The organism is Achromobacter sp. (assembly GCF_032102605.1).
Lineage (GTDB): Bacteria > Pseudomonadota > Gammaproteobacteria > Burkholderiales > Burkholderiaceae_B > Achromobacter.
Genome location: NZ_DAMDGT010000014.1, coordinates 57,881 through 71,263 on the forward strand (window position 1 = coordinate 57,881; position 13,383 = coordinate 71,263).

The 13,383-nt window shown below is 66.0% G+C and carries 13 protein-coding genes; 10 read left to right on the plus strand and 3 right to left on the minus strand.

From position 1 onward, the window contains the following. The first annotated feature begins 8 nt into the window (after window positions 1–8). Window positions 9–1,931 carry a WG repeat-containing protein gene (locus RT614_RS23925; RefSeq protein ID WP_313624656.1) on the plus strand — a complete coding sequence of 641 codons (1,923 nt, stop codon included), beginning with the start codon at window positions 9–11 and terminating at the stop codon, window positions 1,929–1,931. Between the two features lie 67 nt (window positions 1,932–1,998). On the opposite strand, the gene RT614_RS23930 is transcribed toward RT614_RS23925, so the two are convergent. Next, complete coding sequence (locus tag RT614_RS23930; protein ID WP_313624657.1) at window positions 1,999–2,931, minus strand: LysR substrate-binding domain-containing protein; 933 nt, start codon at window positions 2,929–2,931, stop codon at window positions 1,999–2,001. Window positions 2,932–3,102: 171 nt separating this feature from the next. Between RT614_RS23930 and RT614_RS23935 the strand changes: the two genes are divergently transcribed. From RT614_RS23935 to RT614_RS23960, 6 genes are all read left to right on the plus strand, one after another. Beyond that, window positions 3,103–4,014 (plus strand): amino acid ABC transporter substrate-binding protein, encoded by a 912-nt coding sequence (locus RT614_RS23935; RefSeq protein WP_313624658.1) that lies wholly within the window; start codon window positions 3,103–3,105, stop codon window positions 4,012–4,014. Between the two features lie 97 nt (window positions 4,015–4,111). Next, window positions 4,112–4,879, plus strand: coding sequence for an amino acid ABC transporter permease (locus RT614_RS23940; RefSeq protein ID WP_313624659.1), 768 nt, complete (start codon window positions 4,112–4,114; stop codon window positions 4,877–4,879). A 1-nt stretch (window position 4,880) separates the two neighbouring features. After that, window positions 4,881–5,570: an ABC transporter permease subunit gene (locus RT614_RS23945; RefSeq protein WP_313624660.1), complete on the plus strand. Its 690-nt coding sequence runs from the start codon at window positions 4,881–4,883 to the stop codon at window positions 5,568–5,570. A gap of 64 nt (window positions 5,571–5,634) precedes the next feature. Further along, window positions 5,635–6,369, plus strand: coding sequence for an amino acid ABC transporter ATP-binding protein (locus tag RT614_RS23950; RefSeq protein ID WP_313624728.1), 735 nt, complete (start codon window positions 5,635–5,637; stop codon window positions 6,367–6,369). Between the two features lie 5 nt (window positions 6,370–6,374). Continuing rightward, window positions 6,375–7,433 carry a GntG family PLP-dependent aldolase gene (locus RT614_RS23955; protein WP_313624661.1) on the plus strand — a complete coding sequence of 353 codons (1,059 nt, stop codon included), beginning with the start codon at window positions 6,375–6,377 and terminating at the stop codon, window positions 7,431–7,433. Between the two features lie 38 nt (window positions 7,434–7,471). Continuing rightward, window positions 7,472–8,377: an EamA family transporter gene (locus RT614_RS23960; protein WP_313624662.1), complete on the plus strand. Its 906-nt coding sequence runs from the start codon at window positions 7,472–7,474 to the stop codon at window positions 8,375–8,377. Window positions 8,378–8,450: 73 nt separating this feature from the next. On the opposite strand, the gene RT614_RS23965 is transcribed toward RT614_RS23960, so the two are convergent. Next, a complete protein-coding gene (locus tag RT614_RS23965; protein WP_313624663.1) occupies window positions 8,451–8,747 on the minus strand; it encodes an acylphosphatase in 297 nt (98 codons plus the stop codon). Window positions 8,748–8,908: 161 nt separating this feature from the next. On the opposite strand from RT614_RS23965, the gene RT614_RS23970 reads away from it, so the two are divergent. Further along, window positions 8,909–9,805, plus strand: coding sequence for a phytanoyl-CoA dioxygenase family protein (locus RT614_RS23970; RefSeq protein ID WP_313624664.1), 897 nt, complete (start codon window positions 8,909–8,911; stop codon window positions 9,803–9,805). Window positions 9,806–10,013: 208 nt separating this feature from the next. Beyond that, window positions 10,014–11,177 (plus strand): alpha-hydroxy acid oxidase, encoded by a 1,164-nt coding sequence (locus RT614_RS23975; protein WP_313624665.1) that lies wholly within the window; start codon window positions 10,014–10,016, stop codon window positions 11,175–11,177. A 74-nt stretch (window positions 11,178–11,251) separates the two neighbouring features. Here the strand turns inward: RT614_RS23975 and RT614_RS23980 are convergent, their stop codons facing one another. Continuing rightward, entirely contained in the window at window positions 11,252–12,094 is an 843-nt protein-coding gene (locus RT614_RS23980; protein ID WP_313624666.1) for an IclR family transcriptional regulator, read from the minus strand. A gap of 211 nt (window positions 12,095–12,305) precedes the next feature. Between RT614_RS23980 and RT614_RS23985 the strand changes: the two genes are divergently transcribed. Beyond that, entirely contained in the window at window positions 12,306–13,382 is a 1,077-nt protein-coding gene (locus tag RT614_RS23985) for an ABC transporter ATP-binding protein (protein ID WP_313624667.1), read from the plus strand. The last annotated feature ends 1 nt before the right edge of the window (window position 13,383 follow it).

Here is a 13,383-nt window from a genome sequence, read left to right on the forward strand (position 1 = left end):
AAGCAAAGATGGGAAATCGAGCCTGGTTGTATTTGTGCTCGGATCAGGATCAGGGCGAGCCGCCCGCGGAACTCGCCAGTGCGAATGGAAACCTGCCCACGTTGTGGCAGGTGCTGTTGGCGCAGGGTGAGCAAGGGGCGGCGCTCGACGTCCAGGACATCTTCGGCGAGGGCGGCACGGCGGGCATTGCCGTCGAAGCGCGCGCTGCTCATGACCGCCTGTGCGAACTGGCGGCATTCATGCGGTCGCACGCGGCTCACGACGATGCGCCGCACGTGCTGCAATTCGACGCCGCCACGCAGTATCTGGGCGAGCTGATCGATGAACACGACGGCGAAGGCGATTTGTGGATAAGCGCCAATCTGAATGAACTGTCGTGGCTGCATGCGGGCGGTGCGGCGGCCTACGTCCACCAGGTGCGTGCCCTGTGCGACGAACGTTGGCGGGCGGTGCGGCAAGGCATGCAGGTGGGCGACCTGGCCGCCGTGTGCCCGTTGCTGGACGTGCAGGATGCCGGCGACGCGTCTGGCTGGGCCTGGCGCTTTGGCTTCGGTGGGCTGTCGCATGCCTACTTTCACGAACAGGAGCCGGCCCGAACGGTCAGCTTCGAGGATTACGTTGCCGAGGACGACGACGATGCGTGGCTGGGCGGCGGTCTGTACCGCTACCGTGTGGACAAGTTGTGGGGGCTGCGAGCGGTCGATCCGGAATCCGAGTCCGACGACGATTGCTGGCTCCCGGTGATGGCGCCGCAGTGGGATGCGATCTGGTCCAGTGGCGCGACCGATGAAGGCGTGCTGTGGATAAGCCGCGAGGGTCGCACCGGGCTGCTGGGCGTGACGGAGAACGTTGCACGCGTGCTGGTGGCGCCGCGCTTTGACGCGGTGTGGCAATTTGAAGAAGACGTGGCGAGCGTCCAGGTGGGGGACAAGGTCGGTCTGATCGCCGCGGATGGCCGCGAAATTTTGCCGCCGTCGCTGGACGAGGCCTGGAACTGCGCGCAAGGTCTGGTGGTGGCGCGCGTGGGAGATCTGCTGGGCTTTGTGGACAAGTCGGGTGGCTGGGCGATCACGCCGCGCTTCGAGGATGCGGGGGCGTTCTGCCCAGGGGGCCTGGCGCCCGCGTTCGAGGCGCAGGCCTGGGGGCTCATCGACCGGACCGGTGGATGGGTGGCGGCGCCCGAGTGGGAGGACGTTTATTGGGACGAGGACCTGCACGCGTTCATCACCGAGCGCGATGGAAAGCAAGGGCTGATCGACGCGTCGGGGCGCCCCGTGCTGGATGCGTGCTTTGCTGCGCTAGCGCCGCTGGACACTGCGGCGGATGCGGCCGAGCTGTGGAAAAGCGGTCTGATGCGGATCAGCGTGCTGACGCAAGATGAGCGGCGCGGTGTGGTGGATGGCCAAGGGGCCGTGTGGGTGCCGATCGTTTACAGCGATCTCGGCGAGGTGAGCTGGCTGCCGTCGGAACTGCCTGGCATCCCGGAGCCCGCGCCTGAGGGCCAGGCGGGGCGGTATGCGCGGATCCTGGCGAATGCGGGTCGCGATGACGATGGCGACGAGACGTGGGCAGAAGGCGTCTATGACATGGCCGAGGGACGCGAGGTGCTTGCGTGCCGGCATGTGCTGACGTTCGGGTTGGCGTGGGACGGCGGGTATGGCTGGCTTGCGCTGCAAACGGCCGAGGCGCCCTGCCCTCACAACGTGGACGGCCTCTATGTGGGCGTAGCGCGGGCCGGCGGGGACTGGCTACACGAGCCCGTCTACGCCTGGATCGGTTCGCCGGAATCCCTGCAGACCGCGGCGGGCGTCTACAACGGCCCGCCGGCGATTGCGGGGCAATGGAGCCAGGGCGACCCGGTGCGGGCCATGCGGGGCGATACGGGAGCGCTGGTGATGCTGCACCGTGATGGCCGGGTGACGCCGGCGTGACGCGGCCGGGGCGGCGCGCGTCGCTCCCAAGGCCTCCAGGCTTGCGCAACGGTGCCGCAGCAAACGGCTACCTTTGCGCCCGCGCCTTCAGATCCCCCATTTCTTCCTGCATGAGCTGATGCGCATAGCGTGAGAAGACGGTGACCAGGCGGGTTCGGGTGTGATACGGCGGATAGAGCAGCGCGACCGTGACCGCGACCGCCGGGCTGAATGGACGGACCTCGACCCCGTTGGCCTCGTATTCCTCGCGCGCGGCCAGCGGGTTGATCAGCGCCACGCCCAGCCCGGCGCCGACCAGCGCGCAGACCGATGAGCCCAGCCCCGCTTCGGCCACGGTGTGGCGTTCGACCTTGGCGGACTTGAAGACGGCGTCGATCCGTTCGCGCAGCGGCGTGCCGCTGGGGAAGGCGATGAAGGGTTCGCCCGCGAAGTCGGCGGGCTTGAGCTTTTTCAGCTTGGTCAGGCGGTGGCCGCGCGGCAGCACCGCCACGCAGTTCATCGTAAGGACCGGTTCGACCTGGATGCCGGGCGCCTCGCCCGACAGCATGGCCAGCCCCGTGTCGCAAAACCCCGAACTGATCCAGTTGTGGACCGCGCTGGCGTTGCCGGAGTGGATGGCCACCATGACATCGGGGTATTCCGTCTTGAAGGCCGCGACGATGCGCGCCAGCAGTCCGCCGGCCAACCGCGGCATGGCCGCCACGCTCAAGCGGCTGGCGCTGAACGAGCGGATGCTGGCCGCGGCCGATTCCAGGCCGGCCAGGCCGATGAAGGTCTTTTCGACCTCCTGGAAGAAGCGCGATCCGTCCTGGGTGGGGCTGAGCCGGCTGCCATTGCGGTCGAACAATGGGAATTGGGTGATTGCTTCCAATTGCGCGATTAAGCGGCTAACGTGCGGCTGCGAGGTATGCACTCGCCGGGCCGCGGCCGTCATGGATCCGGTCATCATGACGGCGCGGAACGCCTCGATGTGTCGCAAGCCCATCCGTGGAATGGCCATATCAAATCCGTATAGAGGAATACCTGATTGGAACTGGATAAAACCATACTGCTAGTTGATACTTTTTGCCAGCCGCGGGGCTCATCGCGGGACGCGGCGGTTGCCAACCAGTCTGGAACCGTCGATCGTGAACATAAATACGCGCCGCACGCACGGCGCCAAGGGAATCAGATGAAAGCACTTGCCGCGATGTCCGTCGCCGCCGCCCTCCTGGGCAGCGTTGCAACGGCTCATGCCGAAGGTCCCAGCCGCCTGGACAAGATCCGCGAGACCGGCGTCCTGACGATCGGCCATCCCGAAACTTCCGTGCCGTTCGCCTACCTGGACGGCAACCAGAAGCCGATCGGATACACGGTCGAAATCTGCCAGGAAGTGGCGAATTACGTGAAGGACGCGCTGAAGCTGCCCAAGCTGGAAGTGCGCTACAACCCCACGACGTCCGCCACGCGCATTCCGCTGCTGGCCAATGGCACGATCGACCTGGAATGCGGCAACACCACCAACAACGAAGCGCGCCACGAGCTGGTGTCCTTCGCGCCCACGACCTTCGTGGCGCAGGTGGTGCTGGTCGCGCGCAAGGACGGGGGCGTGAACCCCAATGACCTCGCGTCGTTCCGTGGCAAGACTATCGCCGCGCAAGCGGGCGGCCAGACGTTCAAGCTGATTTCGCAACTGAACGCGCAAGGCAATCTGGGCATTTCCATGGCGCCCACCAAGGACACGGCCGAGACCATCCTGATGGTGGAATCGGGCCGCGCGGCGGGCTCGGCCAACGATGACGGCATCGCCTATGGCGCGGTCGCCTCGTCCAAGAACCCCGACGCCTTCGTGATCGGCACCAAGGGCCTGGAAATGGCGCCTTACGGCATCATGCAGCCCAAGGATGATCCGGCCTTCAAGAAAGTCGTGGACGACGCCGTGCTGGACCTGATCAAGACCGGCAAGGTCGCGGCGCTGTACGACAAGTACTTCAATTCGCCGATCCCGCCCAAGCAGATCAACCTGAAGTACCCCATGAGCGACGCGCTCAAGCGCGCCCTGGCCAAGCCCACCGATTCGGGCGACCCCAAGGCCTACGAGTAAGCAGGTGGTGCGCGGGACGCGGTCCGTCCCGCGCCGCATATCGGGGTAAGGATGCCGCCCGCCAGGCGCGGCCGGCGTCGCGATCAAGGGCGAGGGCATGAATTACAACTGGAGTTGGAGCGTATTCCTGGAGATGTCGCCGGATGGCGTGCATACCTTCCTGGAAACGATCCTGATCGGCGTGGGCTGGACGCTGGCGCTGGCGTTGACGGCGTGGGTCTTTTCGCTATTGCTCGGGTCCTGCCTGGGCGTGATGCGCACGGCAAGTTCGCGCCTCTTGAACCTTGTCGGCGCGACCTATGTGGAGCTCTTTCGCAACATCCCGCTGCTGGTGCAGATGTTCCTGTGGTACTTCGTCCTGCCTGAACTGCTGCCCCACGGGTGGGGCCTGGCGATGAAGCAGATGTCGCAGCCGTGGGGGCAGTTTCTGCCCGCCGTGCTGTGCCTGGGATTCTATGGATCGGCGCGCGTGGCCGAGCAGCTGCGGGCGGGCATACAGTCGCTGCCGCGCGGACAATTTCAGGCCGGCACCGCGCTGGGCCTGACCGAGGCGCAGGTGTACCGCCACATCATCCTGCCCGAGGCCTACCGCATCGTGCTGCCGCCCCTGACGTCGGAATTCATGGGCACCATCAAGTATTCGTCCGTGGCGCTCACCATCGGCCTGCTCGAACTGACCGGACAGGCGCGCTCCATGGCGGAGTTCAGCTTCCATATCTTCGAGGCGTTTTCGGCCGCGACGGTGATCTACCTGATCATCAACGGCATCGTCGTGCTGGGCATGCGCATGCTGGAACGCCATGTCGCGGTTCCGGGCCTGATCGGGTCGGCGTCGCGGAACGTCCCCGCAGGATTGGGGCGCTAGCATGGGCAAATTCGATTTCGACGTCATCTGGAGCGCGTTGCCGTACCTGTTCCAGACCGGCATGACGTTCACCCTGACGCTGACGGTGCTGGCGGGCGTGATGGGGCTGGCGCTGGGCACTCTTCTGGCGATGATGCGGCTGTCGCGCTTCAAGGTGCTGTCGGTGCCGGCTGGCATCTACGTGAACGTGATGCGCTCGATCCCGCTGCTGCTGGTGATCTTCTGGTTCTACTTCCTGATGCCCTACATCGCCGCATGGGTGGTCGGATCGAACACGCCCCTGCGCGTTGGCGCCTTCAATTCGGCGGTGATCACCTTCACCCTGTTCGAGGCCGCGTACTTCTGCGAAATCATGCGCGCCGGCATCCAGTCGATCGCGCGCGGACAGGTGTCGGCCAGCATGGCGCTCGGCCTGAATCACTGGCAGGGCATGCGCTACGTGGTGCTGCCGCAGGCCTTGCGCAACATGGTGCCGGCGCTGCTGACGCGCGTCATCATCCTGTTCCAGGACACCTCGCTGGTGTATGTGTTGTCGCTTACCGACTTCCTGGGCGCCGCGGCCAAGATCGGCCAGCGCGACGGGCGGCTGGTGGAGCTCTATCTCTTCGTGGCGGTGGTGTATTTCGTGATCTGCTTCACGGCATCGCGTCTGGTCAAGCGGCTGGAAAAGCGCACGCGGGTGCTGCGCTGAGCGGTCCGCGGCGCATTTCTGGTTATCCACAGGTTCAACGATGCAACTCTCTTCCAATCCCCCGATGATCGAGATCAGGCAGGTCAGCAAGTGGTACGGCGACTTCCAGGTGCTGGACGATTGCTCCACCACGGTGCGCCGCGGCGAGGTCGTGGTGGTCTGCGGCCCGTCCGGGTCCGGCAAGTCGACACTGATCAAGACCGTCAATGCGCTCGAGCCCTTTCAGAAGGGCGAGATCGTGGTCAACGGCGTGTCCGTGGGCGACCCGCGCACCAACCTGCCCAAGCTGCGCTCCGTCGCCGGCATGGTGTTCCAGCACTTTGAACTGTTCCCGCACCTGTCGGTGACGGAGAACCTGTGCCTGGGACAGATCAAGGTGCTCAAGCGCGGCAAGGAAGAGGCGCGCCAGCGCGCCTTGGCGCTGCTCGAGCGCGTCGGGCTGTCCGCGCACAAGGACAAGCACCCCGGCGAGCTCTCGGGCGGCCAGCAGCAGCGCGTGGCGATCGCGCGGGCGCTTTCGATGGACCCGGTGGTGATGCTGTTCGATGAGCCCACGTCGGCGCTGGACCCGGAGATGGTCAACGAGGTGCTGGACGTGATGACCGACCTGGCTGGCGAAGGCATGACCATGATGGTCGTGACCCACGAGATGGGATTCGCGCGCCGCGTCGCCGACCGGGTGATCTTCATGGACGGCGGCAAGATCGTCGAGGACTGCCCCAAGGACCAATTCTTCGGCAACGTCGAGGAGCGTGCCGCTCGCACGCGCCAGTTTCTTTCCAAAATTCTTCAGCACTGAAAGTCATGACCCAGCGAAACCTCGCCGACCCTGTCAGCACGCCCGTCGACCTGCGCAGCGATACGGTCACCCATCCCACCGCAGCCATGTACGAGCGGATGCGCACCGCCCCGATCGGCGATGACGGCCTGGATGGCGATCCCACCGTACGCGAACTGGAAGCCTCTGTGGCCGATCTCCTGGGCAAAGAGGCCGGCCTGTTCGTGCCCAGCTGCACCATGGCCAACCTGCTGGCCGTCTTGGCGCAGACCCAGCGCAGCGAGCAGGTGGTGCTGGAATCCACAGCCCACATGTACACGTCGGAACGGGGCGCGGCCACGTTCACCGGCTTGTTCTACCAGGGCGTGTCGGGAACTGCCGGGGCGATGGATCTGAACCGTCTTGAAGACGCGCTGCAGGCCGGCGGGCACAAGCTGAAGACCTCGCTGGTGGCGATGGAGACGTCGCACAACAACGCCGGGGGCGCAGTGCTGCCGCTGGACCACATGCAGGCCGTGCATGGCATGGCGCGCGCGGCCGGCGTGCCCTTGCACCTGGATGGCGCACGCCTGTTCAACGCGGCGGTGGCGCTGGGCGTGCCTGCGGCCGATATCAGCCGCTACACCGACACGGTGTCGCTGTGCCTGTCCAAGGGCCTGAGCGCACCCGTGGGCGCCGTGCTCGCGGGCAGCCAGGCCGTGGTGGCCAAAGCGCGCACGCTGCGCCGCATGCTGGGCGGTACGCAGCGCCAATCCGGCATCATGGCCGCCGCGGGACTTGAGGGCGTGCAGCACATGGGCGACCGCCTGGTCGAGGACCACGTCCGCGCCCGGCGCCTGAGCGACGGCATCAACCGGCTGGCGCCGGCCCTGACGGCGACGGTGCCCCAGACCAACATCGTCCAGGTCGAGACCGCGGACACCGGCATGAGCAATGCGGAGTGGGTCGCGGCCTTGCAGGCGCAAGGCGTCCTGACCCGCCCGTGGGGCCGCACGAGGCTGCGCTGCGTGACGCACCGGCACATCGGCGACGCCGACATCGACGCGGCCGTGCAGGCGTTTGCGACGGTGCTGAACGGCCGCTGATTCAGGCTGTTTTGGGGTGGGCGATGCGATAATGCCGCATGTCCACCACCCACCTTTCCCGAAAAGACTATTTCTGCGCATTGGCGGTGGTGGTCATCTGGGGCCTGAACTTCGTCGTCATGAAGGTCGGCATGCGGGGCTTGTCCCCGATGATGCTCGGCGCGCTGCGTTTCGCGCTGGCGGCCTTTCCCCTCATCCTCTTCGTGCGCATGCCGCGGCTGCCGTGGCAATGGGTTGCCGCGTACGGGCTGGTGCAGGGCCTGGGCCAGTTCGGCCTGCTGTTCACCGCGCTGAAATTCGGCATGCCGGCGGGCATGGCGTCGCTCGTCATCCAGACCCAGGCTTTCTTCACGTTGCTGCTGGCGGCGCCCGTGCTCCATGAGCGCGCGCGCCGTCATCACTGGCTGGGACTGGGCGTGGCCGCGCTGGGCCTGGCGGTGATCGCCGGCGGACGCGGCGACGGGCCGGGGCAGATGACGACGGCCGGCTTCGTGCTGACTCTTGGCGCCGCTTCCATGTGGGCCGTGTCCAACATGATCGTCCGGCTGGCCAGCCGCAAGGCGCCCGGCTACGACCCCTTTGCCTTCATTGCCTGGAGCAGCGCCGCCCCGGTGCTGCCGTTCCTGCTGCTGGCGATCCTGATCGACGGCTGGGAGCCCGTGGTGGGCATGGTGACGGGCATGGGCTGGGGCGAGGCGTTGTCGGTGATCTACCTGGCCGTGCTGGCGACGCTGCTGGCTTATACGCTGTGGACGCAACTGCTCACGCGCCACCCGGCCGCGAAGGTCGCGCCTTTCTCGTTGCTGGTCCCCGTGGTGGGGCTGTGGGCCGCTTCCATGGCCTTTGGCGAAAGGCTCCAGCCGTTGCAGTGGCTGGGCGCTGCGTGCGTGCTTTCCGGCCTGGTCATCAACCAGGTTGGCGGACGCTGGATGCGTTCGCGCTGATCCATTTCGACTCGGGCGCGGCCCGTTTTCTCGGTGGATCGAACTACATCGTGCTGCCTAGGGCCTTGCCCGCTTACAGTTGCTCGAAGCGGATGTAACGCTTATCGGTGTACTCCCGGCGAGTGATGATTTCCTGCACCGACGCGCCCGGCGGGCCGCGGCGCAACCATTCCAGCATGTGATCCACCTGGTCGGGCGTGCCCTGCACCAGGGCTTCCACCGTGCCGTCCAGCATGTTCTGCACCCAGCCTTTTACGCCCAGCATATGCGCGCGCCGCACGGTCGCGTGCCGGTAGCCCACGCCTTGCACCGTGCCGCGGACGGTGACGTGAACGGTTTCGATATGGGAATCGGCCTTAGGGTCTTGCATGGTTTTTCCTTCGGATGATGCGTCGCGACGCACGGCTAGCGTAGACGGAATCGACTACAGAAGATGGTCTATAGGCCCGGCAGGCATCGAAGCGATACGTTAGAGCACATGTCAAAACGTGGCAGCGAGAACATCAATTACCAGAGCTGGGAGAGGCCATTATGGAAGAGACAAGTTTGTTGTCGGAAGTCGAGACAGCGCGCTACAGGGACCAGGGGTACCTGGCCTTGAAAGAGGTGTGCCCGCAGGATGAGGTGGGTTACATCCGCAGGACGCTGCTGGACATGTTCGCGAACAAGACCGGCTACAACGAAGGCGCGCAGTACGACTTCGTCAGCCGCGACGATCCGACCAAGCCCGCCAAATTTCCGAGCCTGCACGATCCGCGCCATTATGCCCCGGGCCTTCTGAAGACGGTTTACCACGAACGCACGCTGGAGCTTGCCCGCCAGTTGCTGGGTCCGCAAGCCGCGTTGTACGGCGAGCACGCCCTGCTCAAGCCCGGCCCGCACGGACCGGAAACGCCGTGGCACCAGGACGAGGCGTTCCGTTCGCCCGACTTCATCTACAACGAGCTGAGCATCTGGCTGGCGTTGCAACCGGCCACCCTGGAGAACGGTTGCATGCAGTTCCTGCCCGGCTCGAACAAGTGGGATGTGCTGGAGCATCGTTCGCCCGGTGGCGACAAGACCCTGCATCCGTTGGAGTGCTGCGGCGACTTCCCGCGCGAGCAGGCGGTGGCCGAACCGCTGGACCCGGGCGGCATCACCGTGCATGACGCCCGCACGCTGCACTTCACGGGGCCGAACACGTCGCAGTCGCCGCGGCTGGCGTACATCCTGATCTACAACACGCCGCCCGTCTACAAACCCGGGCGTCGGGAATTCCCGTGGCTGGAAGGCCGCTGGACGGATAGCCAGACGCGCAAGAAGCAATGGCACAAGCGCGGCGGGCTGGCGGTGGACGTGATGCGGCGCCTGCCGGGCGCTCGGCTCACCAGCCCGCGCTGGGTGGCATGGGCCACGATCCGCGCGGTGAGCAAAGTGTGGCCAAGATAGGGTTGGGCGTGCAGGGGACGTAGAGTCCTTGCGCAGGGGGGCGAACGGGGCCGGCAAGCGACGCTTGCCGGCCTCGGCGCGTATACTGGGCGGCGCCGCGCGGCGTTCACGCCTGGCGCGGCGGCAAGGCTGCCCAAGGCTGGCGGCCCCAAAAGCACAATAAAACGAGTCGCAGCTGGCGCACCCCTATCACTCCACAGACCACTCCATGACCGCTAACCTTTCTACGATCACCTGCATCGAAGATCTGCGCGTTGTCGCGCAGAAGCGCGTGCCGCGCATGTTCTACGACTACGCCGATTCCGGCGCCTGGACCGAAGGCACCTATCGCGCGAATGAAAGCGACTTCCACAAGATCAAGCTGCGCCAGCGCGTGGCGGTGAACATGGAAGGCCGGTCGCTGCGCACCACCATGGTGGGGCAGGACGTGGTCATGCCGCTGGCGATCTCGCCTACCGGCCTGACGGGCATGCAGCACGCCGACGGCGAGATCCTGGCGGCCAAGGCCGCCGCCGATTTCGGCGTGCCGTTCACGCTGTCCACGATGAGCATCTGCTCGCTGGAAGACGTGGCGCAGGCGACGAAGAAGCCCTTCTGGTTCCAGCTCTACGTGATGCGCGACCGCGAATTCGTGGCCAACCTGATCGATCGCGCCAAGGCCGCCGGCTGCTCGGCGCTGGTGCTGACGCTGGACCTCCAGATCCTGGGCCAACGCCACAAGGACATCAAGAACGGCTTGTCGACGCCGCCCAAGCCCACCCTGCGCAACCTGATCAACCTGGCCACCAAGCCGCGCTGGTGCATGGGCATGCTGGGCACCAAGCGCCGCACCTTCGGCAACATCGTGGGCCACGCCAAGGGCGTGAGCGACCTGTCGTCGCTGTCGTCCTGGACGGCCGAACAGTTCGACCCCCGCCTGAGTTGGGACGACGTGGAGTGGATCAAGCAGCGCTGGGGCGGCAAGCTGATCATCAAGGGCATCCTGGACGTCGAAGACGCGCATTTGGCGGCCAACAGCGGCGCCGATGCGCTCATCGTCAGCAACCACGGCGGACGCCAGCTCGACGGCGCGATGTCGTCGATCGCGGCCCTCCCGTCGATCGCCGATGCCGTGGGCTCGAAGATCGAAGTGTGGATGGACGGCGGCATCCGTTCCGGCCAGGACATCCTGAAGGCCGTGGCGCTGGGCGCCCGCGGCACCATGATCGGCCGCGCCTTCCTGTATGGCCTGGGCGCCTACGGCCAGGCCGGCGTGACCCGCACGCTGGAGATCCTGTACAAGGAAATGGACACGACGATGGCGCTGTGCGGCCGCCGCTCGATCGAGCCCGGCGACCGCAGCATCCTGCTGCCGGGCACGTACCCGAACTAAGCAACGCCAAGCGTCTTGCGACGGCCCGGACAACTCTGTCCGGGCCGTTTTTCTTTGGGAGGCGGTTGCCGCGCCTATCCGCCGTTGCCGGTGCCCAGGAATTGGCTTGGGCGGCGCAGCGCGGGGTCGAAGGGGTTGATCTGTGCGCCTACGGCGTCGGCCTCGCGCCGCAGCATTTCCACGATCAGCGGCAGTCGTTCATCGCTGATGCGTTCCAGCGGCGCGGCCACGCTCAGCGCGGCGACCGTGACGCCGTTGGGGTCGTAGACCGGCACGGCCAGCCCCGCGATGTTGGGGAATACGCCCTGGCCCTGGCTGCGCGCGTAACGCAGTTCCTGGCATTCCTTGATGCGCACGCGCATCGAGATCTCGTCCACGAAGCCAAGATGGTGCAGGCGGGGGATGTTGAAGCGCATGACCTCTTCGCGCTCGGCCTCCGGCAGGCTGGCCAGCAGCACCAGGCCGCCCTGCCCCATGCCCAGCGGCACGCGCCCGCCGATGTCGCCCGTGTGTGAACGCACCGGAAACGCGCCGTCCACGCGGTCGACGCAGACGGCGTCGAAGCCGCTGCGCACCAGCAGGAAGATGGTGTCGTTGAGCATGCCGGACAGCCGCAGCATGGCGGGCCGGTACAGGCTGCGCAGGCTGGATTGATGGGTGCCGGCGGCGGCGGCCAGCGAAAAAAAGGCCACGCTCAGCTGATAGCCCTTGCTTTGCGCCGGCTGCTCCACCACGCCTTCCTGCATCAACCCCTGCAGCACGCGGTGCACGGTGGCCTGGGCCTGGCCGGTGCGCGCGGCGATGTCGGTCAGGCGCAGCTTTTCTCCCTTTGCGTCCGCCAGCACGCGCAGGACGGCAAACGCGCGCTGCAACACGCCCTGGCCGCTGGAGTCGTCAGGCGTTTCTGATTTCTTCATTCTTGGGTTCCGATAATCAAAATAATCTGACGCTTTTTTAACAAGAAATTCAGCCTAACGGAAATTTGAAATGAAAAATTCGATTCTTCGGAAAACCCTAATTGACCCTCGGTTTTGGCGGCTCCTAGACTGCGCCATCAAATAAGCCGTCTGGCCCCCGATGGGGATGGGCCGGCGACGCAAGGCCCGCACGGGCCACGGGGTTTGGAAAATGGCATTTCTGCGGCTGGACAACGTCTCCAAGAACTACGGCGACCTGCGGGTCGTCTCGGACCTGAACCTGGCGGTGGAAAAGGGAGAGTTCGTTTCCCTCCTCGGCCCCTCGGGCTGCGGCAAGACCACCACGCTGCAGATGATCGCCGGGTTCGCCGACGTGACCTGCGGCACGATCTCGCTGGACGGACGGGACATCACGCACGCCAAGCCGAACACGCGCGGCCTGGGTATCGTGTTCCAGAGCTATGCGCTGTTCCCGCACCTGACCGTCGCCGACAACGTGGCCTTCGGCCTGAAGATGCGCAAGGTCGAACGGTCTGAGCGCCAGGACCGCGTGCGCGAGGCGCTGGCGCTGGTGAAGCTGGACAAGCACGCGGACCGTTTCCCCCGCGAGCTGTCTGGCGGCCAACGGCAACGCGTGGCGCTGGCGCGTGCGCTGGTGATCCGGCCGCCGGTGCTGCTGCTGGACGAACCCTTGTCCAACCTGGACGCCAAGCTGCGCGAAGACATGCAGTTCGAACTGCGCGCCATCCAGCGCAAGATCGGCACCACCACCGTCATGGTCACGCACGACCAGGCGGAAGCGCTGTCCATCAGCGATCGCGTGGTCGTCATGCAGGACGGGCGTGCGACGCAGGTGGACGCGCCTTACCGCATGTACGAACACCCGCAGAGCGAGTTCATTTCCCGTTTCGTGGGCAAGACGAACCTGCTGCCCGGGCGCGTCACGCGATGCGGCAGACAGGCGGAAGTCGAGACCGGCGCGCTTCGCCTGCTGGTCGATGGCGAAGGCCTGCGTCATGGCGACAACGTGCAGCTTTCGCTGCGCCCCGAAAAACTGGTGCCGGTGCCGTCGGGGCAAGGCAAGCTCGCCTGCGTCGTCAATACGCGCTACTTCCTGGGCAGCCAGTGGATGTACGACCTGGATTCCCCCGTGGGCGCGCTGACCATCCTGACACCCAACGATGGCCGCCGCCCGCACGACGACGGCGAGGCGATCGGGCTGGATTGGGCGGACGGCGTGCTGCGTGTCTTGCGCATGACGGCCACGGCAACGGCGACGGCGGACTGAC